This window comes from Candidatus Arsenophonus triatominarum (assembly GCF_001640365.1).
Taxonomy (GTDB): domain Bacteria; phylum Pseudomonadota; class Gammaproteobacteria; order Enterobacterales; family Enterobacteriaceae; genus Arsenophonus; species Arsenophonus triatominarum.
In genome coordinates, this window is the sequence record NZ_LWMI01000053.1 from 23,487 (window position 1) to 44,449 (window position 20,963).

A 20,963-nucleotide genomic window follows, 5' to 3' on the forward strand; every position below is an offset into this window, starting at 1 on the left:
AGAGATAGGTTTTTGATTTTTAAAATGAAAAAAATAATTATTGTGTGTAAAAGCCGACGGTTTGTGTGTAAAAGCCGATAGTTTGTGTGTAAAAGCCGATAGTTTGTGTGTAAAAGCCGAATGAAATTTCGATTTATTCACATAAATTTTAGATTTTTTGTATCTTTATTAGGCTTGTTTTCTTGATTTGCGTGTAAAAGCCGTTATATTGCGTGTGAAAGCCGATTTTTTTTTTGTGTGTAAAAGCCGAAAAACAAATCTGTTTGATGTTGCAAGCACCAAACAGATTCTAACTTGCAATCCTAAATACTCTAGGAGAGAAGCTGTGGTTGATCTTACAAAGATAAAGAGAAAATACAACTTGAATACACTACGTCCTTATAAACATAAGCTATTAGAGTTTTTTATCGCTGATGAAGTTAATATTTCAACATTTCGTGATGAAATTGCGACAATGGAACATCCTTTTTTTGCTTTAAAAGCAGGTGATACTAAAGATCGTGAATATAAGAATGGGAATGTGACTGTGATAGTAAGATCCAATTCACTTGGATTAGCGACTATTTTTGATAAGGATATTTGGATCTATGTTATTTCTAAATTACAAGAAGCGATTAATAGCGGTAAGCCAATTAGTCGTACTATCGCTTTTACCCCGTATGATTTTTTTGTGACGACTAATCGTGATAGAAGTGGCCGAGCCTATGAAGATTTGAAAAAGGCACTATCTCGATTATCCGGTACTCGTATTCAAACCAATATTATTTATTCTGAAGAAGATAAAAAAATAATTGATTTTGGTTTGATTGATAAGTGGGAATTTATAGAGACAAAAAAAGGTAAATTGGAAATTGGGATGATTGAGGTTACTTTACCCGATTGGCTTTTTCATGCAATTACTAAGACTAGAGTATTACAAATCAGTCCTGATTATTTCCGTATTCGTAAAGCTATAGATAGACGTTTGTATGAAATAGCCCGCAAGCATTGTGGTAGCCAGTCTGAATTTGTAATCTCTTTAGAAAAACTTCATCTAAAAACTGGTAGTTCGTCAAATAAAAGAGAATTTAAGCGATTAGTTAAGAATCTTTGTGTGAAAAATGATCTTCCTGACTATGAAATCTTTTTAGACATTTCAAATGGTAAAATAACTTTCAAAAATCGCAATCAAAATACTCCACAAGCAGAATCATCTAGTAGGCGGGAGAACGGAAAACGAGAAGTTTATAAAATAAAAAAAACTTTACTTAAAAAATAATCTCTTTAATACATAAGTTTCGCACAGCCATATAAATTCCAGAAATGGCTTAAAAGTAATGGTTAATTTGCAAGTTACTAAAACGTATAAATTTGTTTAAATTACAGTAAGTTACTTTTAATTTATAAGATTTTATTTATATATTATGCTGAATTAAACTTAAAAATAGAGCGTTTTTTTATTGGTGCGAAACTCGTGTAATATAGCTAGGCGACTTAATTTTGATTACAAGGTGTGTTATGAGTTATACAATTGATTTTCGACGTAAAGTAATATCTGTAAGGAAAGCCGAAGGTTTAACAATTCGAGAAACTGCGAAACAATTCCGTATTGGAAAAGCGTCTTTAGTACGTTGGCTTAAACGACCAGAGCCAAAAAATTCAACGCCACGTAAGAGGAAGCTCGATAAAAATGCTTTAGCAAAAGATGTGGAACAGTATCCAGATGCTTACCAAAAGGAACGGGCAGAGCGATTCGGTGTTTGTAAAAAGACTATTTGGCAATCCCTTAAAAAGCTGGGATTAACCTATAAAAAAAACTCTATTCCATCCAAAAACCAACGAAAGCGACAGGCTGGCACATCAGCAAAAAAGACAACAGTATGAAAAAAAAGATAAATCTGTTGTTTTTATTGATGAAAGTGGTTTTTCACATGACACTCCACGAACTCACGGCTATTCCCCAAAAGGTCACCGTTGTTTTGGCCTGAAAAACTGGGGTGCTAAGGGAAGAACAAATGTTATTGGCGCTTTATTGGGAACAACCCTTTTTGCTATCGGATTATTTGATTGCAATATTAACCGTGATGTTTTTTATGTTTGGATCACAAAAATATTGCTCCCAGAACTTCCTGAAAATTCTGTTATTTTTATGGACAACGCTAGCTTTCACAAAGGTAAGAATATTGAACAGGCAATTATAAACGCAGGACACCAGATAGAATATTTGCCTGTGTATTCACCAGATTTAAATCCTATAGAACATAAATGGTCTCAAGCTAAACGTAAAAAGATGGAAACAGGATGCACTATCGATGACCTGTTTTTAATACATATGCTGTAATCAAAATTAAGTCGCCTAGCTATATTTATTAATAGCTTAATGAATTTGACAAATTTATTAAATTTAATTATTGTTAAGCTAACAAGCTAACAAGCTAACAAGCTAACAAGCTAACAAGCTAACAAGCTAACAAGCTAACAAGCTAACAAGCTAACAAGCTAACAAGCTAACAAGCTAACAAGCTAACAAGCTAACAAGCTAACAAGCTAACAAGCTAACAAGCTAACAAGCTAACAAGCTAACAAGCTAACAAGCTAACAAGCTAACAAGCTAACAAGCTAACAAGCTAACAAGCTAACAAGCTAACAAGCTAACAAGCTAACAAGCTAACAAGGTATTGTATGATATTGCTTATAGGTTCACAAAAAGGTGGAGTAGGAAAATCAACTTTATCAGTTAATATTGGAGGATATTTATCACAATTAGGCAAATCAGTGATTATAGTTGATGCTGATGATCAGCAATCGATTATGAAATGGTATAATGATAGGGGAGATAATAGGAAGCAATTAACTGTTGTATCGGCCTCCGGTAATATAAAAAAAACATTATTAGAATTAGATAAAAGATACGATTATGTGATAGCAGATAGTGCTGGTAGAGATAGCCAAGAACTCCGTTCAGGTTTATTGTCAGCAGATATATTAATATCACCATTAAGACCATCCCAGATGGATTTAGATACTGTCCCTAAAATTGATGAAGTGTGTAAAATAGCAAAAGATTACAATGAACGATTAAAAGGCTATTTATTGCTAAGTATGTGTCCTACCAATATTTTTATAGATGAAGCGCATCAAGCTGCTGATGTTTTAGAATATCCTAATTTATTTTTATTAAAAAGTAGAATCTTTGATAGAAAAATTTATCGAGATACATGGGCAAATAGTTTATTTGTTCATGAGAGTGAAAATAATAAAGCCAAAAGTGAAATAGAGATCTTGTCTAAAGAGGTGTTGCTTTGAAAAAAAGAACGTTTGAAAATGAACAAGATTTTATTAATGGTGCCACATCAATTCCTATAGTAAAACGAGTCAGGCAAAAAAAATATAGAGCTATTTCTGTTAGTCTAACTGATAATCATATTAAAAAAATTGATGATTTAATTTTATTGGCAGCAAAGCACGGGATTATCAAAATAACAAGATCTGACTTGATAAAAATAGCAATAGATAAACTAAAAAAAGAAGATTTATTAACTAATAAGATTTAATAGATAACTGTCGCTCTGTATTAGTGCTGATACACCAATACAGAGCTAACCCAAAACCTACAGTAACTAGGAACTGAGCTATGCAAAATAGTACCTTCCGTGTGCGCATAATTGAAGCTCAAAATCAAATAATCGAGTTATTTGCTCGAACCTCGCGCAGTTTAACCCTTCGTCAGCGTGCCAGAATTCTCCATAGAGTTGGGGGTGCTGCATGAAACCTGAGATGATTAAAACTTTCTAGGGTACACGAGTTTCGCACAGGCATATAAAATTCCAGAAATGGCTTAAAAGCAATGGTTAATTTGCAATTTACTAAAACGTATAAATTTGTTTAAATTGCAATAAGTTACTTTTAATTTATAAGATTTTGTCTATTTATATATTATGCTGAATTAAACTTAAAAATAGAGCGTTTTTTTATTGGTGCGAAACTCGTGTCGGATTTTATCTAAAGAAACCCCCTGTCTCGCTCAGTCGCTTTGTAGTGGTCAACTAAAATTGGCCACCCTACCTGACTGTTCACGGAACAGTCGCTCTGATTCGTTTGGCGTTAATCCACCGTTATACCAGTGAGGTCTTATATCGCTATAGTAGTGGGTTATGTAGCGAATAATGGCTGACTGAGCAGTACTAAAGCTTTGGTAGCCAGTCGTTGGCACCCATTCGGTCTTCAGACTACGGAAGAATCGTTCCATCGGACTATTATCCCAACAATTCCCTCTGCGACTGATACTTTGGGTCATCTGATAACGCCACAATGCCTGCCTATACTGACGACTGGTATAATGACTTCCCTGATCACTATGGAACATCACCTGTTTGGGATGCCCACGTAGTTCCCAAGCCATTTGTAGTGCTTTGGCGGTTAATTCTGAGTCTGGTGCAAATGACATTGCCCAGCCCACCGGTTTTCGGGCAAACAAATCCAATACCACAGCCAGATAGGCCCATCGTGAGCCTGTCCAAATATAGGTTACATCGCCGCACCAAACCTGGTCAGGCTTGGTAACAGCGAACTGCCTATAGCTAGGCGACTTAATTTTGATTACAGTATATGTATTAAAAACAGGTCATCGATAGTGCATCCTGTTTCCATCTTTTTACGTTTAGCTTGAGACCATTTATGTTCTATAGGATTTAAATCTGGTGAATACACAGGCAAATATTCTATCTGGTGTCCTGCGTTTATAATTGCCTGTTCAATATTCTTACCTTTGTGAAAGCTAGCGTTGTCCATAAAAATAACAGAATTTTCAGGAAGTTCTGGGAGCAATATTTTTGTGATCCAAACATAAAAAACATCACGATTAATATTGCAATCAAATAATCCGATAGCAAAAAGGGTTGTTCCCAATAAAGCGCCAATAACATTTGTTCTTCCCTTAGCACCCCAGTTTTTCAGGCCAAAACAACGGTGACCTTTTGGGGAATAGCCGTGAGTTCGTGGAGTGTCATGTGAAAAACCACTTTCATCAATAAAAACAACAGATTTATCTTTTTTTTCATACTGTTGTCTTTTTTGCTGATGTGCCAGCCTGTCGCTTTCGTTGGTTTTTGGATGGAATAGAGTTTTTTTTATAGGTTAATCCCAGCTTTTTAAGGGATTGCCAAATAGTCTTTTTACAAACACCGAATCGCTCTGCCCGTTCCTTTTGGTAAGCATCTGGATACTGTTCCACATCTTTTGCTAAAGCATTTTTATCGAGCTTCCTCTTACGTGGCGTTGAATTTTTTGGCTCTGGTCGTTTAAGCCAACGTACTAAAGACGCTTTTCCAATACGGAATTGTTTCGCAGTTTCTCGAATTGTTAAACCTTCGGCTTTCCTTACAGATATAGCTAGGCGACTTAATTTTGATTACAGCATATGTATTAAAAACAGGTCATCGATAGTGCATCCTGTTTCCATCTTTTTACGTTTAGCTTGAGACCATTTATGTTCTATAGGATTTAAATCTGGTGAATACACAGGCAAATATTCTATCTGGTGTCCTGCGTTTATAATTGCCTGTTCAATATTCTTACCTTTGTGAAAGCTAGCGTTGTCCATAAAAATAACAGAATTTTCAGGAAGTTCTGGGAGCAATATTTTTGTGATCCAAACATAAAAAACATCACGATTAATATTGCAATCAAATAATCCGATAGCAAAAAGGGTTGTTCCCAATAAAGCGCCAATAACATTTGTTCTTCCCTTAGCACCCCAGTTTTTCAGGCCAAAACAACGGTGACCTTTTGGGGAATAGCCGTGAGTTCGTGGAGTGTCATGTGAAAAACCACTTTCATCAATAAAAACAACAGATTTATCTTTTTTTTCATACTGTTGTCTTTTTTGCTGATGTGCCAGCCTGTCGCTTTCGTTGGTTTTTGGATGGAATAGAGTTTTTTTTATAGGTTAATCCCAGCTTTTTAAGGGATTGCCAAATAGTCTTTTTACAAACACCGAATCGCTCTGCCCGTTCCTTTTGGTAAGCATCTGGATACTGTTCCACATCTTTTGCTAAAGCATTTTTATCGAGCTTCCTCTTACGTGGCGTTGAATTTTTTGGCTCTGGTCGTTTAAGCCAACGTACTAAAGACGCTTTTCCAATACGGAATTGTTTCGCAGTTTCTCGAATTGTTAAACCTTCGGCTTTCCTTACAGATATTACTTTACGTCGAAAATCAATTGTATAACTCATAACACACCTTGTAATCAAAATTAAGTCGCCTAGCTATAGTGGCGGCTCTGCTGGCGCAAGGACTATCGCCACGATGGTTACCAATACACACAACGTGAAACTTGGGCGGTGGTTAGCGGGTAAGTTGATGAAAGAATTAATCATCGTCAGTTGCCAAGAGCGAAAACATAAATACAACCGCGGTGGAAATGAACGTATTGATATTCCAAATCTGCTCAATATAGCTAGGCGACTTAATTTTGATTACAAGGTGTGTTATGAGTTATACAATTGATTTTCGACGTAAAGTAATATCTGTAAGGAAAGCCGAAGGTTTAACAATTCGAGAAACTGCGAAACAATTCCGTATTGGAAAAGCGTCTTTAGTACGTTGGCTTAAACGACCAGAGCCAAAAAATTCAACGCCACGTAAGAGGAAGCTCGATAAAAATGCTTTAGCAAAAGATGTGGAACAGTATCCAGATGCTTACCAAAAGGAACGGGCAGAGCGATTCGGTGTTTGTAAAAAGACTATTTGGCAATCCCTTAAAAAGCTGGGATTAACCTATAAAAAAAACTCTATTCCATCCAAAAACCAACGAAAGCGACAGGCTGGCACATCAGCAAAAAAGACAACAGTATGAAAAAAAAGATAAATCTGTTGTTTTTATTGATGAAAGTGGTTTTTCACATGACACTCCACGAACTCACGGCTATTCCCCAAAAGGTCACCGTTGTTTTGGCCTGAAAAACTGGGGTGCTAAGGGAAGAACAAATGTTATTGGCGCTTTATTGGGAACAACCCTTTTTGCTATCGGATTATTTGATTGCAATATTAATCGTGATGTTTTTTATGTTTGGATCACAAAAATATTGCTCCCAGAACTTCCTGAAAATTCTGTTATTTTTATGGACAACGCTAGCTTTCACAAAGGTAAGAATATTGAACAGGCAATTATAAACGCAGGACACCAGATAGAATATTTGCCTGTGTATTCACCAGATTTAAATCCTATAGAACATAAATGGTCTCAAGCTAAACGTAAAAAGATGGAAACAGGATGCACTATCGATGACCTGTTTTTAATACATATGCTGTAATCAAAATTAAGTCGCCTAGCTATACGAGGGAAAACAACTTTGGAGAGAAAAAGATTTAAATCAAATTTAACCTGACAGATACTGTATAAATAACCGGTAACTGTCAGATCAATTCTGATCTACTACACCTGGAAAAGTTTTAAAGTTTGCTGACTATTACGGGGTTATCAACGAATTTGAAGCTTATGTAGGGCAGGATGATCCGGCCTGCCATGCCGCGAGAAGTTGCACACCACGAACAGCGGTTATGTTTTGGGCTACCGAATTTTCCTATGTTTATCTTATTTACGGCATGTATCATTGCTTGAATATTGTGACCGAGCGTGAAGGTTTTCCAGCGGCAGTTTTAATTCGTGGCATCGATTTACATAAACCGATGCGTCTTTCTTTAGCACGAGTTTCGCACCAATAAAAAAACGCTCTATTTTTAAGTTTAATTCAGCATAATATATAAATAGACAAAATCTTATAAATTAAAAGTAACTTATTGCAATTTAAACAAATTTATACGTTTTAGTAACTTGCAAATTAACCTTTGCTTTTTCTGGAATTTTATATGCTTGTTCGAAACTCGTGTTTAGATGGGCCGGGTAAACTTTGCAAAAAATTAAATATCACAAAAAATAATAACCAGATTGATTTAACACAATGTTATGATTTTAGTTGCCTGTAAAACTTACCATCCAACATAAATTTAATCATTCACTATTAATGCGACAGAACAGAATATATGACTATCAAAAAACAAAATATTTCTACTGATTATTGGTTTAAAATAGTTTGTCAATTATTAGAACGTGCCAACATTAAAATTAATGGCAATCAACCTTATGATATTCAGGTAAAAAATAATAATTTTTTTAAACGCATATTACAACAAGGTTCCATAGGTTTAGGTGAAAGTTATATGGATGTTTGGTGGGAATGTGAACGTTTAGATATATTTTTTTATCGTTTATTACGTGCTAGGTTAGATCAGAAAATCCCAGCAAAATTTACCGATATAATACGAATAATGGCTGCCAAATTGTATAATTTACAAAGTAAAAAACGTGCTTATATCGTTGGAAAAGAACATTATGATTTAGGTAATGATTTATTCACTAATATACTTGATCCCAATATGCAATATTCTTGTGGTTACTGGAAAGATGCTAATACCCTTAATCAAGCACAACAAAAAAAATTGGAATTAATTTGTGAAAAATTGCAACTAAAACCCGGAATGCGTCTATTGGATATTGGTTGTGGGTGGGGTGGTTTGGCTAATTTTGCTAGTAAAAACTATAACGTTTCGGTTACTGGAATCACCATTTCCAGAGAACAACAGAGGTTTTTCCAAGAGCATAATAAAGGTTTAGATGTAAAAATATTATTAGAAGATTATCGCAATTTATATAATAATCAATTCGATCGGATCGTTTCTGTTGGTATGTTCGAACATGTAGGGGCTAAAAATTATTCAACCTACTTTGATGTCATAAAAAGAAATCTCAAACAAGAGGGGCTTTTTTTACTTCATACTATTGGTTCTAATAGTCATGGATTCAACGTTGATCCTTGGATGGATAAATATATTTTTCCCAATGGTTCGCTACCATCAATGATTGATATTGGTAAATCGAGTAAAGATAAATTTATCTTAGAAGATTGGCATAACTTTGGGGCTGACTATGATAAAACATTAATGGCTTGGTATAGAAATTTTCTAACTACTTGGCCTAAATTAAAAACTAACTATTCACCACGCTTTAAGCGTATGTTTAGTTATTATTTAAACTCCTGTGCAGGAGCATTTAGAGCAAGACGAATACAATTATGGCAAGTTCTTTGGAGTCACGAAGGCATTGAAGGTGGGTTAAACGTTCCACGTTAATTTTTCGGTTCTGTCGCATTAAAACGGCCTGTTTGATAATATGCTCTGTAAACTTTGTACTCTAGATAGGATTCAAGATGGTCGCCTATGGCGACGACTTGTCATTGCTTGTTAGTACTGGTATAACCCGATACCTATTGTCTCAATCTTTTGGTCCCTTTTATGTCACCGCGTTTTAGTCATGTTTTTCAATTTGGTCAACGCTGGCTCAATTGGCTTAATCGCCAACCCCCTGATAGTGTCCGCATGTAGTGGTCAACTAAAATTGGCCACTACAATCCTCTGATAATTTTGTCTGATTTTTCTTAATGAGCTGAGGCTCAAAAGCACCTGACCTGTCTCTGGGCGTTTTCAGTTCAAATTGACCTGATGTCGATTTAACCGTTTTTCGAGTATATAGCTAGGCGACTTAATTTTGATTACAGCATATGTATTAAAAACAGGTCATCGATAGTGCATCCTGTTTCCATCTTTTTACGTTTAGCTTGAGACCATTATATGTTCTATAGGATTTAAATCTGGTGAATACACAGGCAAATATTCTATCTGGTGTCCTGCGTTTATAATTGCCTGTTCAATATTCTTACCTTTGTGAAAGCTAGCGTTGTCCATAAAAATAACAGAATTTTCAGGAAGTTCTGGGAGCAATATTTTTGTGATCCAAACATAAAAAACATCACGATTAATATTGCAATCAAATAATCCGATAGCAAAAAGGGTTGTTCCCAATAAAGCGCCAATAACATTTGTTCTTCCCTTAGCACCCCAGTTTTTCAGGCCAAAACAACGGTGACCTTTTGGGGAATAGCCGTGAGTTCGTGGAGTGTCATGTGAAAAACCACTTTCATCAATAAAAACAACAGATTTATCTTTTTTTTCATACTGTTGTCTTTTTTGCTGATGTGCCAGCCTGTCGCTTTCGTTGGTTTTTGGATGGAATAGAGTTTTTTTTATAGGTTAATCCCAGCTTTTTAAGGGATTGCCAAATAGTCTTTTTACAAACACCGAATCGCTCTGCCCGTTCCTTTTGGTAAGCATCTGGATACTGTTCCACATCTTTTGCTAAAGCATTTTTATCGAGCTTCCTCTTACGTGGCGTTGAATTTTTTGGCTCTGGTCGTTTAAGCCAACGTACTAAAGACGCTTTTCCAATACGGAATTGTTTCGCAGTTTCTCGAATTGTTAAACCTTCGGCTTTCCTTACAGATATTACTTTACGTCGAAAATCAATTGTATAACTCATAACACACCTTGTAATCAAAATTAAGTCGCCTAGCTATAGCCATTTTTACGCGTATCGATTGACGTTGTCGATAGGTAGTGTTCTATTTCTGCCTGCAGGGCAGCTTCGGTCAGCTGTTTTATGAGTGGTGTGAGTATTCCATCCGTACCGAGTAATTTTTTACCTGATTGTAATTGCTTCAACGCTTCATCAAAATTAAATGATTGATTTCTCATATGTCATACCTCTTTTTTTTGAGTTTAAGATATGACACAGATTTTTGAACACTACCTGCAAAAGTCAAAGCTGCCCACATTGTGGCGTCAAAGCTTGCCTACAATGGATTAACAATGCGCTAGCTTGGTTACCCGAAGTTCCTTGGCAGCACATCACTTTTACCATGCCTTGTGAATATTGGCCTATTATTCGCGCCAACCGTTGGCTTCTCGGTGAAATGAATCAATTAGCCGCTGATGTGATATTAACCATCTGCCGTGACCTCAATATCACCCCAGGCGTTTTCACTGCCATCCATACCTGGGGACGAGACCAAAAATGGCATCCGCATGTTTATTTTTCAACCACAGCTGGCGGGATATCAGCTTTTATCGCGAAAACATTATGACAATGTGGCGATATCGGATAAGGGCATTATTGAGAAAACATTATTACACGTTCACCATTCCCGATGAGCTTAAAGCTGAAGGAAGAAGTAAAGCATCATGGAATCAATTATTTAACACTCACGACAAGCGCGGGTGGAATATTAATCTTTCTGATATTCTTTCCAATATTACCCATGTCACCCTTTATTTCGGATTTTATCTAAAGAAACCCCCTGTCTCGCTCAGTCGCTTAAAATATTATTCCGGCGAAGATAACATCACGTTACGCTATAAGAGCCACCGCACGAAAAAACAGGAAGATGTAGTGGTCAACTAAAATTGGCCACCCTACCTGACTGTTCACGGAACAGTCGCTCTGATTCGTTTGGCGTTAATCCACCGTTATACCAGTGAGGTCTTATATCGCTATAGTAGTGGGTTATGTAGCGAATAATGGCTGACTGAGCAGTACTAAAGCTTTGGTAGCCAGTCGTTGGCACCCATTCGGTCTTCAGACTACGGAAGAATCGTTCCATCGGACTATTATCCCAACAATTCCCTCTGCGACTGATACTTTGGGTCATCTGATAACGCCACAATGCCTGCCTATACTGACGACTGGTATAATGACTTCCCTGATCACTATGGAACATCACCTGTTTGGGATGCCCACGTAGTTCCCAAGCCATTTGTAGTGCTTTGGCGGTTAATTCTGAGTCTGGTGCAAATGACATTGCCCAGCCCACCGGTTTTCGGGCAAACAAATCCAATACCACAGCCAGATAGGCCCATCGTGAGCCTATCCAAATATAGGTTACATCGCCGCACCAAACCTGGTCAGGCTTTGTAACAGCGAACTGCCTATTGAGCAGATTTGGAATATCAATACGTTCATTTCCACCGCGGTTGTATTTATGTTTTCGCTCTTGGCAACTGACGATGATTAATTCTTTCATCAACTTACCCGCTAACCACCGCCCAAGTTTCACGTTGTGTGTATTGGTAACCATCGTGGCGATAGTCCTTGCGCCAGCAGAGCCGCCACTAACGTTCCACGCTTCGCTGACTAGGCTACGTTTTATCGTCCGCTCAATATCTGGCTCCTTAGGCCGACACCAATAGCGATAACTGCTTCGGTGAACATTAAAAATACGACACAAAGTTTTCACCGGATAAAGCACTCTTAGCTTTTCAACTACCGAAAATTTTTCAGTGAGTCGGACATTAAGAGCGCAGTAGCCTTTTTTAAGATGTCATTCTCCATTTCCAGCCGGTGGATTTTTTTCTTCATTTCTCTGAACTCAATTTGTTCAGGTGTTAATGGCAGACCAGGCGATGTTTTCCCTTGACGTTCTAAACGAAGGGCTCTTACCCACCGGCTAATCGCTGAAAGACTGACGTTCATGCCTTTCGCGGCTTCCTGGTAGGTGTAATTTTGGTCAAGGACTAATTTGGCGGTTTCATATTTAAATTCAGCAGTAATTATTTTACTCATTTCGGCACCTATAAAAATTATGAGGTAAGCATATCACCTCAACTTAGGTGACCAAATTTAGTATGCCACTACACCCACAGCTCGGTTCGCCAGAAAATCAAAGTACCGTATCATCCGGAAGTGTTTCTCCGAGATATGTTTAATCAGTCGTAAAATTAACTCACGTTGGGGCAATTCCAAATTTTCATGATGATTTGTGCGATGGTTAAAAAAACTTAGAGTGATACTGGATCCTCCGTCATAGTGCGCCAAACGGCAACCTGATACCGGTGGCTTTTTCAACACAAGTTTCGCACCAATAAAAAAACGCTCTATTTTTAAGTTTAATTCAGCATAATATATATAGCTAGGCGACTTAATTTTGATTACAAGGTGTGTTATGAGTTATACAATTGATTTTCGACGTAAAGTAATATCTGTAAGGAAAGCCGAAGGTTTAACAATTCGAGAAACTGCGAAACAATTCCGTATTGGAAAAGCGTCTTTAGTACGTTGGCTTAAACGACCAGAGCCAAAAAATTCAACGCCACGTAAGAGGAAGCTCGATAAAAATGCTTTAGCAAAAGATGTGGAACAGTATCCAGATGCTTACCAAAAGGAACGGGCAGAGCGATTCGGTGTTTGTAAAAAGACTATTTGGCAATCCCTTAAAAAGCTGGGATTAACCTATAAAAAAAACTCTATTCCATCCAAAAACCAACGAAAGCGACAGGCTGGCACATCAGCAAAAAAGACAACAGTATGAAAAAAAAGATAAATCTGTTGTTTTTATTGATGAAAGTGGTTTTTCACATGACACTCCACGAACTCACGGCTATTCCCCAAAAGGTCACCGTTGTTTTGGCCTGAAAAACTGGGGTGCTAAGGGAAGAACAAATGTTATTGGCGCTTTATTGGGAACAACCCTTTTTGCTATCGGATTATTTGATTGCAATATTAATCGTGATGTTTTTTATGTTTGGATCACAAAAATATTGCTCCCAGAACTTCCTGAAAATTCTGTTATTTTTATGGACAACGCTAGCTTTCACAAAGGTAAGAATATTGAACAGGCAATTATAAACGCAGGACACCAGATAGAATATTTGCCTGTGTATTCACCAGATTTAAATCCTATAGAACATAAATGGTCTCAAGCTAAACGTAAAAAGATGGAAACAGGATGCACTATCGATGACCTGTTTTTAATACATATGCTGTAATCAAAATTAAGTCGCCTAGCTATAGCAATAAAGCCGAATCGCTTTTTTATTAAACAAGCAAGCCTACTGAATGTATCCGCATTCAGTAGGCTCTAACCAACATTCAAAATAATTTTGGAGAAATTAAAAAAATAAAAATGATTTCATCAGGGTAAAGGTTTATTAGTAACCATTTCGCGCATTAATTTCTTATACATGAAAAATTTCAAAATAGCGATTTTTGATTGCAAATTTGAAATTTCAAAAAAATAAGATTTTTAATAACGTAAGTTATTGATTTAGATCACTTTATTTTAATAATGGATTTTGTATAAGTCATTGAAAATGATTGAATTATTGACAAAAAAAACAATTTGTGATAATTGTCGAATTCATTTTTACCTGATTTTTTACGCGGATTTTGCTCTTTAACCGTCAACGTCGTTTTTCGTCTCGTTGATACAATTTGGATTTCTTCCAGAGTGTCTGGAAGGCAGAACACAGAAGTATGGGTGTTCATGGTTAGGAAATTGAATCGCTCTTAAAGTGAGGAGTAAAAGCCATCCCTTATTGCTAAAAGGAGAGAGAATCCGTTTATTGGAACTGTTGTAGGTCGAATTTTCATCAGATAGTGTGTTTTTTTCATCTAACACCCTAATTTTAGAGACATTAACCCTAGGTTTGGCTAAGTAACCCTCGTTTTTTCTCCAGGTTATCTAGTCTTTCTGACAACAATTCCGTTGCTTGCCAGCCAGCCTGGGCGCTGGTAAAAAGTAGCCTGTCGCCACACAGAATACATTTGTACGGATCGGTGCGCAGAAACCCTTTCATTAGCACGGCAAACCCGGGTTTCTCCGGTTTTTTACGCGCCGTCATCTCCAGCGCCTTATACACCTTCGGCAATAATGTGCCTCTTTTACGATTCCACGAGTTTTGCACAGGCATGTAAAATTCCAGAAATGGCTTAAAAGCAATGGTTAATTTGCAAGTTACTAAAACGTATAAATTTGTTTAAATTACAATGAGTTGCTTTTAATTTATAAGATTTTGTCTATTTATATATTATGCTGAATTAAACTTAAAAATAGAGCGTTTTTTTATTGGTGCGAAACTCGTAGATTCGACAAAAAACTGTAGTAACGCACCATCTTAAAATGCCTCGCCGGAATATGGCTAATATAACACCTAATCATCTCTTCCTGCGTCAGGGTCTGTTGCCGGTGCTGCCCAGTCCGGTGGTCATAGTAATGATGGACAACCGCTCCCCTTCGGTAATGCCGCAGTTTTGACGCAGATATCGGTGGGCGTTTAAGGTAACGACCTAGGTATTTTACGCTATGCCACACCCCTTTCGTTTTCTTGGCAAAGTGCACTTTCCAGTAACGTCCCGTACTGCGCCTTTAAGTAACGCTGCCATGCTTGCGGTCACGGATATGCCCCAGACTGGGAAGTCGGCCAGGATTTATCAGGTTATAACTGTGACGCAGCAGCCTGATGACAGCGACTCGCCAAATTTCTTCGCGCTCCTTTTTTGAAGAACAGCTCACGCCATACACCATGTTTACTATCCAAACCACCCCGTGTGACGGAGATATGGATATGCGGATGTTGATTGAGCTGTCTGCCATAAGTGTGCAAGGCACAAAAGATACCGATTTCACTACCCTGTTTACGCGCCCACTGCAGCATAGCCCTGGAAGCGGCGCGAAACAGGGCGTTAAGTAGCGGCCAGTTATTGTTGAAAAAAGGCCAAAGGAGATGGGGATGGTGAAAGTAATATGTTGCCAGTCGCAGTCGGGCAAAAAACCTGCTGCGCTAACCACTGCTCGGTGGATTTAACACCGCAGGAACTGCAGGCTTTTGATTTACAGCTCTGGCAGAAAAAACGGCTGTGAGAATAATCAGGCGAAGCGCAACAATAGCGTCGGACACCCATGGAACAAGTGCCGCAGGCAAGCATACGCTCGACAGATAGACGCGCCCACGAACTGACGCTGTCACCGTGTTTTTCGAGGAATTTATTCCAGCCGTCATCGATGGTGAAAAGCAGTTTAGCAGGACGTGGGATATACATCTGAGTAAATTACCCTATGGGTATCTTTTCGCAGAGTATAAAACAGTACTCAGCTCATTAACATTCCCGAAGCAGCGTAGCTGCGCCGCTCATGCGGAGCGTGCTACGTTCATGTCCTGCTTTTTCAATGGCTTGTAAAATATCCTCACGTTTATGAAAACTAACATTATCCATAAAGAGCACCGATTTTTGTGAAAGAACAGGTATAAGGCGTTGAGTAATCCATGAATAAAACACATTACTATTAATATTTCAGTCAAATAACGCTACTGTCAGTAATGTTGTTCCTAGGAGAGCGCCAATGGCGTTGGTTCGTCCTTTAGTTAACCAGTCCTTACAACCATAACAGGGTTAGCCTTTCGGAAAATAACCATGATTGCGAGGAAGATCATTAGAGAATCCACTTTCATCAATGAAGACGAGCGGCTTTTCTTATTCTTGATAAGTTTCTATTTTTTGAAAAAAGACTTTCGTAGATTTTTATCTGCTTTAGGATGGCTGAATGTTTTTTTATAGGTAATAGATAATTTTTAAGGGCTTGCCAAATGGCTTTTTGACAAACACCAAAGCGAACCGCTCGCTCCTTTTGCTTTTGATAAGCATCTGGATATCGTTCAACATCTTTTTTTAATGGGAATTTATTAATCTTTCTCTTACACGAATTTCGCACCAATAAAAAAACGCTCTATTTTTAAGTTTAATTCAGCATAATATATAAATAGACAAAATCTTATAAATTAAAAGCAACTTATTGTAATTTAAACAAATTTATACGTTTTAGTAACTTGTAAATTAACCATTGCTTTTAAGCCATTTCTGGAATTTTATATGCCTGTGCGAAACTCGTGTCTTACGGAAAACTACCGGGTTTAGGGTCAATTTGCTTAATCCGGCGTGACACAGTTGCAGAACCTATACAAAAGCACTTAGCGGTTTCTCTAATGCTTAAGCCTTTGTCTTTTTTGATCGTAAGGACTTTTCGTCGAAAATCTAATGAATAACTCATATTTATTATGTAATCAAAATTAAGTCGTTTTACTATAAAATATTAATTGAGAGATAAAAATGAAAATCAAATTTTTTGGAAATAAATTAATAAATAAACAAATCAAGAATTATTTAGAAGAAGAAATAAAAAAATATGGCGATATTAAATATGCTTATTTAATTATGAATAAGACCAATCCAATGAATGTAATAATAATTAACAATCATCCTGATTGGTTTGAATTTTATATAAAAGGAAATTACCAACTTATCGACCCTGTAATTATAAATGCGATGGAAAGAGTTGATGATTTCGAGTGGGATGATAAAATCATGATATATTCAGAAATGGCACTACCGAAGATTTTCAAAAAAGCAGAAAAATATAATATCAAAAAAGGGCATACATTCACACTTCATGATTACAATGCTAATTTAGCGGTTTTGTCTATATTTCATACAAAATCAGATAATAATATTGAAGATATCATACATAATAATAAAGAAAAATTACAACAATTACTTGTCAAAACACATCAAAAATTTTTATCTCTTTATGAAGAAATAGAAAGAAATAGTAGTCAATTTAAATCCTCAGTGCTTTCTCATAGAGAAAATGAGATTTTATATTGGGTTAGTATTGGTAGATCATACCAAGATCTTGCCAAGATACTTGGTATTAAACCTGGCACCATAAAATTTCACATGAGCAATATAGTAAAAAAACTAGGAGTTTATAATGCTAAACATGCTATAAAGTTAGCCACAGAATTAAAAATTATTCATATACCTTCTGAATAAAATGTCAAAGGCCAGTGATCATCAAATTTATATTTATATAATATTTTTCTTCAAAAAAAGTATTCACGAGTTTCGCACAAAACTAATTTGGGTACGCCAATAAAACACGGATGTGCTCAGTAATAGCATTTTTGATTACATGCCAATTTTGTTGATAAAGGGTTATTTTTTCAGATATACGACGTTTATGTTGTTCATGTATAAGAAATTAATACCCGAAATGGTTACTCATTAACCTGCGCCATGATGAAATCCTTTTTATTTTCTTCTAAATTTTGCCAAAATTATGTTGAAGGTTGAGATAATAAGGAACGGAATAGATGGTTAAAAAACGATTAATTATTAATCAATTTTGAACAAAAGGATAGATCTACCCTATCGTGAGTTTTTATCGCCACCGCAAACAAGCCAGATCATGGTGACGTGCCATAAGTTCTTTACGATTCAATCCAAAATTCATTCCTGCGAAAAGTAATTTTTTCCCACATAAGAGACAAGCAAGTGGATCGACTTTAAAGACGTGTTGATACATGTTTCGCCAGGTGACTTTTTTAGCGGGTTTTTTATCTTGCTGGGCTAAAGGATAAACAACCTCCGTTAACATTTTTCGCATCCGTGCTGATGGACTTAAAAAGTCGTAATAGCGGATCATGTGAAACCATTTTTCTGGCACATGTGTAGTGGTCAACTAAAATTGGCCACCCTACCTGACTGTTCACGGAACAGTCGCTCTGATTCGTTTGGCGTTAATCCACCGTTATACCAGTGAGGTCTTATATCGCTATAGTAGTGGGTTATGTAGCGAATAATGGCTGACTGAGCAGTACTAAAGCTTTGGTAGCCAGTCGTTGGCACCCATTCGGTCTTCAGACTACGGAAGAATCGTTCCATCGGACTATTATCCCAACAATTCCCTCTGCGACTGATACTTTGGATCATCTGATAACGCCACAATGCCTGCCTATACTGACGACTGGTATAATAAGCGTGTTGCTTAATAGTGAAATAAGGGTATTTCGGTGATTGAAGTAAATTTTAGGCTGTTCTGAGATGGAAATTCCAAAGACCGGCACTAAGGAGTAAAAAGGTATCATCAATAAAGGGTCTACGATTCCGTAAAATTTGGGTCATACAACCGAGGCGCTTGATACCCGCGATGGCGTGTTCAACCGTAATACGGATGCCCGAGATTATTTTATTTTCTTGTTTTTGTTCAGGCGATAAAGGTCTTTTTCGAGTTCCTTTTTTTGGGATTTGTGTATTAGGATGCTGTTTATCTATACCTTGAAAACCGGTATCGGCCCAGATGGTTACCTCAGGGGGAATATGGCGAATTATATCGACTTTATCGAGTAAGCGTTTATCGTGACGGCGCCCATTTTTGATCATGGGGATAAATCCAATTTTCCTCGTTTCGTCAGTCATAATAAGCCCTTTTCGAGTGGTCTGTCTTTTCTTTCCCGAATACATTTTTTTTCGCCGACGCAGATTCTTAGGCTTTTGGACAGGTCGCTCTGTCCCATCAATAAAGACGTCTTTAACTCCAGGAAAGGCGCGAAAAAATTCCTCAGCAGAGCGAATTTGACGAGCGGGCAAAACACATTCTCGCCCCAAGGTCATCTCTAAAACCGGCAATAATATTTTTACCCAGCGACATACCCGTGTTCTATCTAAACCAAAAAGAAGTCCTTGCAAATCATAGGTCGGATAACATTTTAAATACAATAAAATAAAAAGCAGTTTATCTAATGGGGTTGGGATAAATCCTTTCTGCCCTGCACCCATCTGCCGCTCGTGATCTTTTCGATTCTTTTTCCGATAAATCAAATAACAAGCTGAAAATTCAGCGGCTAAATTTTTCAATTCTTCGACTGATAATCCAATGATTGCTTTACATAAACGATTATCTCGTAACAACCGCTCTTTGTTGATCATTTCAAACCGTTATTTTCTAAGTTATAGCTAGGCGACTTAATTTTGATTACAAGGTGTGTTATGAGTTATACAATTGATTTTCGACGTAAAGTAATATCTGTAAGGAAAGCCGAAGGTTTAACAATTCGAGAAACTGCGAAACAATTCCGTATTGGAAAAGCGTCTTTAGTACGTTGGCTTAAACGACCAGAGCCAAAAAATTCAACGCCACGTAAGAGGAAGCTCGATAAAAATGCTTTAGCAAAAGATGTGGAACAGTATCCAGATGCTTACCAAAAGGAACGGGCAGAGCGATTCGGTGTTTGTAAAAAGACTATTTGGCAATCCCTTAAAAAGCTGGGATTAACCTATAAAAAAAACTCTATTCCATCCAAAAACCAACGAAAGCGACAGGCTGGCACATCAGCAAAAAAGACAACAGTATGAAAAAAAAGATAAATCTGTTGTTTTTATTGATGAAAGTGGTTTTTCACATGACACTCCACGAACTCACGGCTATTCCCCAAAAGGTCACCGTTGTTTTGGCCTGAAAAACTGGGGTGCTAAGGGAAGAACAAATGTTATTGGCGCTTTATTGGGAACAACCCTTTTTGCTATCGGATTATTTGATTGCAATATTAATCGTGATGTTTTTTATGTTTGGATCACAAAAATATTGCTCCCAGAACTTCCTGAAAATTCTGTTATTTTTATGGACAACGCTAGCTTTCACAAAGGTAAGAATATTGAACAGGCAATTATAAACGCAGGACACCAGATAGAATATTTGCCTGTGTATTCACCAGATTTAAATCCTATAGAACATAAATGGTCTCAAGCTAAACGTAAAAAGATGGAAACAGGATGCACTATCGATGACCTGTTTTTAATACATATGCTGTAATCAAAATTAAGTCGCCTAGCTATAAACCTCTTTTTATTGTCTATAGCGTGACAAAAAATGCAAGTCTCTATTCAGCAACTATTTTTCTATTCCATCCAAAAACCAACGAAAGCGACAGGCTGGCACATCAGCAAAAAAGACAACAGTATGAAAAAAAAGATAAATCTGTTGTTTTTATTGATGAAAGTGGTTTTTCACATGACACTCCACGAACTCACGGCTATTCCCCAAAAGGTCACCGTTGTTTTGGCCTGAAAAACTGGGGGCGCTAAGGGAAGAACAAATGTTATTGGCGCTTTATTGGGAACAACCCTTTTTGCTATCGGATTATTTGATTGCAATATTAATCGTGATGTTTTTTATGTTTGGATCACAAAAATATTGCTCCCAGAACTTCCTGAAAATTCTGTTATTTTTATGGACAACGCTAGCTTTCACAAAGGTAAGAATATTGAACAGGCAATTATAAACGCAGGACACCAGATATAATATTTGCCTGTGTATTCACCAGATTTAAATCCTATAGAACATAAATGGTCTCAAGCTAAACGTAAAAAGATGGAAACAGGATGCACTATCGATGACCTGTTTTTAATACATATGCTGTAATCA

Annotated in this window: 28 protein-coding genes and 10 pseudogenes; 19 read left to right on the forward strand and 19 right to left on the reverse strand. The window is 37.0% G+C overall.

Going from position 1 to position 20,963, the window contains the following annotated elements:
• Positions 1 to 214: 214 nt before the first annotated feature.
• The 5 genes from AYJ55_RS21540 to AYJ55_RS21560 all read left to right on the forward strand — a co-directional run bounded on the left by AYJ55_RS21540 (position 215) and on the right by AYJ55_RS21560 (position 3,533).
• Positions 215 to 1,258 carry a replication initiator protein A gene (locus AYJ55_RS21540; protein WP_342668198.1) on the forward strand — a complete coding sequence of 348 codons (1,044 nt, stop codon included), beginning with the start codon at positions 215 to 217 and terminating at the stop codon, positions 1,256 to 1,258.
• Between the two features lie 239 nt (positions 1,259 to 1,497).
• Positions 1,498 to 1,863 (forward strand): IS630 transposase-related protein, encoded by a 366-nt coding sequence (locus tag AYJ55_RS21545; protein WP_063653415.1) that lies wholly within the window; start codon positions 1,498 to 1,500, stop codon positions 1,861 to 1,863.
• On the forward strand, positions 1,832 to 2,320 hold the full coding sequence (locus tag AYJ55_RS21550) for an IS630 family transposase (protein WP_063653499.1): 489 nt from the start codon (positions 1,832 to 1,834) through the stop codon (positions 2,318 to 2,320). Before AYJ55_RS21545 ends, AYJ55_RS21550 begins: the two co-directional genes overlap by 32 nt.
• A 341-nt stretch (positions 2,321 to 2,661) precedes the next feature.
• On the forward strand, positions 2,662 to 3,285 hold the full coding sequence (locus tag AYJ55_RS21555) for a division plane positioning ATPase MipZ (RefSeq protein ID WP_063657861.1): 624 nt from the start codon (positions 2,662 to 2,664) through the stop codon (positions 3,283 to 3,285).
• A complete protein-coding gene (locus AYJ55_RS21560; RefSeq protein WP_063657863.1) occupies positions 3,282 to 3,533 on the forward strand; it encodes a hypothetical protein in 252 nt (83 codons plus the stop codon). Before AYJ55_RS21555 ends, AYJ55_RS21560 begins: the two co-directional genes overlap by 4 nt.
• Positions 3,534 to 4,021: 488 nt before the next feature.
• Here AYJ55_RS21560 and AYJ55_RS21565 read toward each other — a convergent pair.
• From AYJ55_RS21565 to AYJ55_RS21580, 5 genes and pseudogenes are all read right to left on the reverse strand, one after another.
• Positions 4,022 to 4,555, reverse strand: a pseudogene (locus AYJ55_RS21565) (IS3 family transposase); the annotation flags it as partial.
• A 23-nt stretch (positions 4,556 to 4,578) separates the two neighbouring features.
• The gene (locus AYJ55_RS21570; protein ID WP_342668199.1) at positions 4,579 to 5,112 is read right to left on the reverse strand and encodes an IS630 family transposase; all 534 of its coding nucleotides are present in this window, start codon (positions 5,110 to 5,112) and stop codon (positions 4,579 to 4,581) included.
• Complete coding sequence (locus tag AYJ55_RS27275) at positions 5,036 to 5,368, reverse strand: IS630 transposase-related protein (protein ID WP_063654496.1); 333 nt, start codon at positions 5,366 to 5,368, stop codon at positions 5,036 to 5,038. The genes AYJ55_RS21570 and AYJ55_RS27275 overlap by 77 nt, the downstream gene beginning before the upstream one ends.
• A 21-nt stretch (positions 5,369 to 5,389) precedes the next feature.
• A complete protein-coding gene (locus tag AYJ55_RS21575; RefSeq protein WP_162505291.1) occupies positions 5,390 to 5,923 on the reverse strand; it encodes an IS630 family transposase in 534 nt (177 codons plus the stop codon).
• On the reverse strand, positions 5,847 to 6,212 hold the full coding sequence (locus tag AYJ55_RS21580) for an IS630 transposase-related protein (protein ID WP_063653415.1): 366 nt from the start codon (positions 6,210 to 6,212) through the stop codon (positions 5,847 to 5,849). Before AYJ55_RS21580 ends, AYJ55_RS21575 begins: the two co-directional genes overlap by 77 nt.
• Before the next feature lie 37 nt (positions 6,213 to 6,249).
• Here AYJ55_RS21580 and AYJ55_RS29995 point away from each other — a divergent pair.
• The 5 genes and pseudogenes from AYJ55_RS29995 to cfa all read left to right on the forward strand — a co-directional run.
• Positions 6,250 to 6,429: pseudogene (locus tag AYJ55_RS29995) on the forward strand (IS3 family transposase); the annotation flags it as partial.
• A 40-nt stretch (positions 6,430 to 6,469) separates the two neighbouring features.
• Positions 6,470 to 6,835 (forward strand): IS630 transposase-related protein, encoded by a 366-nt coding sequence (locus tag AYJ55_RS21590; protein ID WP_063653415.1) that lies wholly within the window; start codon positions 6,470 to 6,472, stop codon positions 6,833 to 6,835.
• A complete protein-coding gene (locus AYJ55_RS21595) occupies positions 6,804 to 7,292 on the forward strand; it encodes an IS630 family transposase (protein WP_063653499.1) in 489 nt (162 codons plus the stop codon). Before AYJ55_RS21590 ends, AYJ55_RS21595 begins: the two co-directional genes overlap by 32 nt.
• Positions 7,293 to 7,455: 163 nt before the next feature.
• Positions 7,456 to 7,704, forward strand: a pseudogene (locus AYJ55_RS21600) (DNA-3-methyladenine glycosylase); the annotation flags it as partial.
• Between the two features lie 318 nt (positions 7,705 to 8,022).
• Positions 8,023 to 9,168: a cyclopropane fatty acyl phospholipid synthase gene (gene cfa, locus AYJ55_RS21605; RefSeq protein WP_063657868.1), complete on the forward strand. Its 1,146-nt coding sequence runs from the start codon at positions 8,023 to 8,025 to the stop codon at positions 9,166 to 9,168.
• Between the two features lie 277 nt (positions 9,169 to 9,445).
• Here the strand turns inward: cfa and AYJ55_RS27280 are convergent.
• The 4 genes and pseudogenes from AYJ55_RS27280 to AYJ55_RS21620 all read right to left on the reverse strand — a co-directional run.
• Positions 9,446 to 9,562: pseudogene (locus tag AYJ55_RS27280) on the reverse strand (transposase); the annotation flags it as partial.
• Positions 9,563 to 9,648: 86 nt separating this feature from the next.
• Positions 9,649 to 10,122, reverse strand: coding sequence for an IS630 family transposase (locus AYJ55_RS21610; RefSeq protein WP_342668200.1), 474 nt, complete (start codon positions 10,120 to 10,122; stop codon positions 9,649 to 9,651).
• Positions 10,046 to 10,411 (reverse strand): IS630 transposase-related protein, encoded by a 366-nt coding sequence (locus AYJ55_RS21615; RefSeq protein WP_063653415.1) that lies wholly within the window; start codon positions 10,409 to 10,411, stop codon positions 10,046 to 10,048. The genes AYJ55_RS21610 and AYJ55_RS21615 overlap by 77 nt, the downstream gene beginning before the upstream one ends.
• A gap of 38 nt (positions 10,412 to 10,449) precedes the next feature.
• A pseudogene (locus tag AYJ55_RS21620) lies at positions 10,450 to 10,626 on the reverse strand (IS256 family transposase); the annotation flags it as partial.
• A 44-nt stretch (positions 10,627 to 10,670) separates the two neighbouring features.
• Here AYJ55_RS21620 and AYJ55_RS36470 point away from each other — a divergent pair.
• Positions 10,671 to 10,994: pseudogene (locus AYJ55_RS36470) on the forward strand (transposase zinc-binding domain-containing protein); the annotation flags it as partial.
• A 23-nt stretch (positions 10,995 to 11,017) separates the two neighbouring features.
• The gene (locus tag AYJ55_RS36475) at positions 11,018 to 11,332 is read left to right on the forward strand and encodes a transposase (protein WP_425393835.1); all 315 of its coding nucleotides are present in this window, start codon (positions 11,018 to 11,020) and stop codon (positions 11,330 to 11,332) included.
• On the opposite strand, the gene AYJ55_RS21635 is transcribed toward AYJ55_RS36475, so the two are convergent.
• A protein-coding gene (locus tag AYJ55_RS21635) for an IS3 family transposase (RefSeq protein WP_245677517.1) occupies positions 11,325 to 12,490 on the reverse strand; the annotation gives its coding sequence in 2 pieces (ribosomal slippage) (positions 11,325 to 12,247 and positions 12,247 to 12,490; 1,167 coding nt in all). The genes AYJ55_RS36475 and AYJ55_RS21635 overlap by 8 nt on opposite strands.
• Positions 12,491 to 12,547: 57 nt before the next feature.
• Positions 12,548 to 12,775 carry a transposase gene (locus AYJ55_RS36480; RefSeq protein ID WP_074168192.1) on the reverse strand — a complete coding sequence of 76 codons (228 nt, stop codon included), beginning with the start codon at positions 12,773 to 12,775 and terminating at the stop codon, positions 12,548 to 12,550.
• A gap of 94 nt (positions 12,776 to 12,869) precedes the next feature.
• On the opposite strand from AYJ55_RS36480, the gene AYJ55_RS21645 reads away from it, so the two are divergent.
• Positions 12,870 to 13,235: an IS630 transposase-related protein gene (locus AYJ55_RS21645; protein ID WP_063653415.1), complete on the forward strand. Its 366-nt coding sequence runs from the start codon at positions 12,870 to 12,872 to the stop codon at positions 13,233 to 13,235.
• Positions 13,204 to 13,692, forward strand: a complete 489-nt coding sequence (locus AYJ55_RS21650) for an IS630 family transposase (RefSeq protein WP_063653499.1) — start codon at positions 13,204 to 13,206, stop codon at positions 13,690 to 13,692. Before AYJ55_RS21645 ends, AYJ55_RS21650 begins: the two co-directional genes overlap by 32 nt.
• A 654-nt stretch (positions 13,693 to 14,346) precedes the next feature.
• On the opposite strand, the gene AYJ55_RS21655 is transcribed toward AYJ55_RS21650, so the two are convergent.
• From AYJ55_RS21655 to AYJ55_RS21665, 4 genes and pseudogenes are all read right to left on the reverse strand, one after another.
• Positions 14,347 to 14,547: a hypothetical protein gene (locus AYJ55_RS21655; protein WP_063657878.1), complete on the reverse strand. Its 201-nt coding sequence runs from the start codon at positions 14,545 to 14,547 to the stop codon at positions 14,347 to 14,349.
• Positions 14,548 to 14,789: 242 nt separating this feature from the next.
• Positions 14,790 to 15,745: pseudogene (locus tag AYJ55_RS36485) on the reverse strand (IS91 family transposase); the annotation flags it as partial.
• A 57-nt stretch (positions 15,746 to 15,802) separates the two neighbouring features.
• The gene (locus AYJ55_RS36490) at positions 15,803 to 15,994 is read right to left on the reverse strand and encodes a transposase (RefSeq protein ID WP_162505815.1); all 192 of its coding nucleotides are present in this window, start codon (positions 15,992 to 15,994) and stop codon (positions 15,803 to 15,805) included.
• A gap of 160 nt (positions 15,995 to 16,154) precedes the next feature.
• Complete coding sequence (locus AYJ55_RS21665) at positions 16,155 to 16,415, reverse strand: IS630 transposase-related protein (RefSeq protein ID WP_063657880.1); 261 nt, start codon at positions 16,413 to 16,415, stop codon at positions 16,155 to 16,157.
• A 395-nt stretch (positions 16,416 to 16,810) separates the two neighbouring features.
• On the opposite strand from AYJ55_RS21665, the gene AYJ55_RS21670 reads away from it, so the two are divergent.
• Positions 16,811 to 17,533, forward strand: coding sequence for a helix-turn-helix transcriptional regulator (locus AYJ55_RS21670; RefSeq protein ID WP_063657882.1), 723 nt, complete (start codon positions 16,811 to 16,813; stop codon positions 17,531 to 17,533).
• Between the two features lie 82 nt (positions 17,534 to 17,615).
• Here the strand turns inward: AYJ55_RS21670 and AYJ55_RS36495 are convergent.
• The 4 genes and pseudogenes from AYJ55_RS36495 to AYJ55_RS21685 form a co-directional block, all read right to left on the reverse strand.
• A pseudogene (locus tag AYJ55_RS36495) lies at positions 17,616 to 17,729 on the reverse strand (IS701 family transposase); the annotation flags it as partial.
• Between the two features lie 192 nt (positions 17,730 to 17,921).
• Positions 17,922 to 18,221 carry a hypothetical protein gene (locus AYJ55_RS21675; RefSeq protein ID WP_063657884.1) on the reverse strand — a complete coding sequence of 100 codons (300 nt, stop codon included), beginning with the start codon at positions 18,219 to 18,221 and terminating at the stop codon, positions 17,922 to 17,924.
• Positions 18,218 to 18,520 (reverse strand): annotated as a pseudogene (locus tag AYJ55_RS21680) (integrase core domain-containing protein); the annotation flags it as partial. The pseudogene AYJ55_RS21680 and the gene AYJ55_RS21675, both read right to left, overlap by 4 nt.
• 48 nt (positions 18,521 to 18,568) lie before the next feature.
• Positions 18,569 to 19,468, reverse strand: coding sequence for a transposase family protein (locus tag AYJ55_RS21685; RefSeq protein WP_063653812.1), 900 nt, complete (start codon positions 19,466 to 19,468; stop codon positions 18,569 to 18,571).
• Between the two features lie 60 nt (positions 19,469 to 19,528).
• Between AYJ55_RS21685 and AYJ55_RS21690 the strand changes: the two genes are divergently transcribed.
• The 4 genes and pseudogenes from AYJ55_RS21690 to AYJ55_RS35250 all read left to right on the forward strand — a co-directional run bounded on the left by AYJ55_RS21690 (position 19,529) and on the right by AYJ55_RS35250 (position 20,960).
• Positions 19,529 to 19,894 carry an IS630 transposase-related protein gene (locus AYJ55_RS21690; protein WP_063653415.1) on the forward strand — a complete coding sequence of 122 codons (366 nt, stop codon included), beginning with the start codon at positions 19,529 to 19,531 and terminating at the stop codon, positions 19,892 to 19,894.
• Positions 19,863 to 20,351 (forward strand): IS630 family transposase, encoded by a 489-nt coding sequence (locus AYJ55_RS21695; protein ID WP_063653499.1) that lies wholly within the window; start codon positions 19,863 to 19,865, stop codon positions 20,349 to 20,351. The genes AYJ55_RS21690 and AYJ55_RS21695 overlap by 32 nt, the downstream gene beginning before the upstream one ends.
• Before the next feature lie 57 nt (positions 20,352 to 20,408).
• The gene (locus AYJ55_RS31215; protein WP_187153358.1) at positions 20,409 to 20,606 is read left to right on the forward strand and encodes a hypothetical protein; all 198 of its coding nucleotides are present in this window, start codon (positions 20,409 to 20,411) and stop codon (positions 20,604 to 20,606) included.
• 45 nt (positions 20,607 to 20,651) lie between these two features.
• Positions 20,652 to 20,960, forward strand: a pseudogene (locus tag AYJ55_RS35250) (transposase).
• Positions 20,961 to 20,963: the final 3 nt, after the last annotated feature.

What these genes read in the sequence shown, in the direction of transcription:
- AYJ55_RS21545 (WP_063653415.1), top strand. Translation starts at nt 1,498, where the DNA reads ATGAGTTATACAATTGATTTTCGACGTAAAGTAATATCTGTAAGGAAA.
- AYJ55_RS21555 (WP_063657861.1), top strand. Translation starts at nt 2,662, where the DNA reads ATGATATTGCTTATAGGTTCACAAAAAGGTGGAGTAGGAAAATCAACT.
- AYJ55_RS21580 (WP_063653415.1), bottom strand. Translation starts at nt 6,212, where the DNA reads ATGAGTTATACAATTGATTTTCGACGTAAAGTAATATCTGTAAGGAAA.
- AYJ55_RS21590 (WP_063653415.1), top strand. Translation starts at nt 6,470, where the DNA reads ATGAGTTATACAATTGATTTTCGACGTAAAGTAATATCTGTAAGGAAA.
- cfa (WP_063657868.1), top strand. Translation starts at nt 8,023, where the DNA reads ATGACTATCAAAAAACAAAATATTTCTACTGATTATTGGTTTAAAATA.
- AYJ55_RS21615 (WP_063653415.1), bottom strand. Translation starts at nt 10,411, where the DNA reads ATGAGTTATACAATTGATTTTCGACGTAAAGTAATATCTGTAAGGAAA.
- AYJ55_RS36475 (WP_425393835.1), top strand. Translation starts at nt 11,018, where the DNA reads ATGTGGCGATATCGGATAAGGGCATTATTGAGAAAACATTATTACACG.
- AYJ55_RS21645 (WP_063653415.1), top strand. Translation starts at nt 12,870, where the DNA reads ATGAGTTATACAATTGATTTTCGACGTAAAGTAATATCTGTAAGGAAA.
- AYJ55_RS21655 (WP_063657878.1), bottom strand. Translation starts at nt 14,547, where the DNA reads ATGACGGCGCGTAAAAAACCGGAGAAACCCGGGTTTGCCGTGCTAATG.
- AYJ55_RS21670 (WP_063657882.1), top strand. Translation starts at nt 16,811, where the DNA reads ATGAAAATCAAATTTTTTGGAAATAAATTAATAAATAAACAAATCAAG.
- AYJ55_RS21685 (WP_063653812.1), bottom strand. Translation starts at nt 19,468, where the DNA reads ATGATCAACAAAGAGCGGTTGTTACGAGATAATCGTTTATGTAAAGCA.
- AYJ55_RS21690 (WP_063653415.1), top strand. Translation starts at nt 19,529, where the DNA reads ATGAGTTATACAATTGATTTTCGACGTAAAGTAATATCTGTAAGGAAA.
- AYJ55_RS31215 (WP_187153358.1), top strand. Translation starts at nt 20,409, where the DNA reads ATGCAAGTCTCTATTCAGCAACTATTTTTCTATTCCATCCAAAAACCA.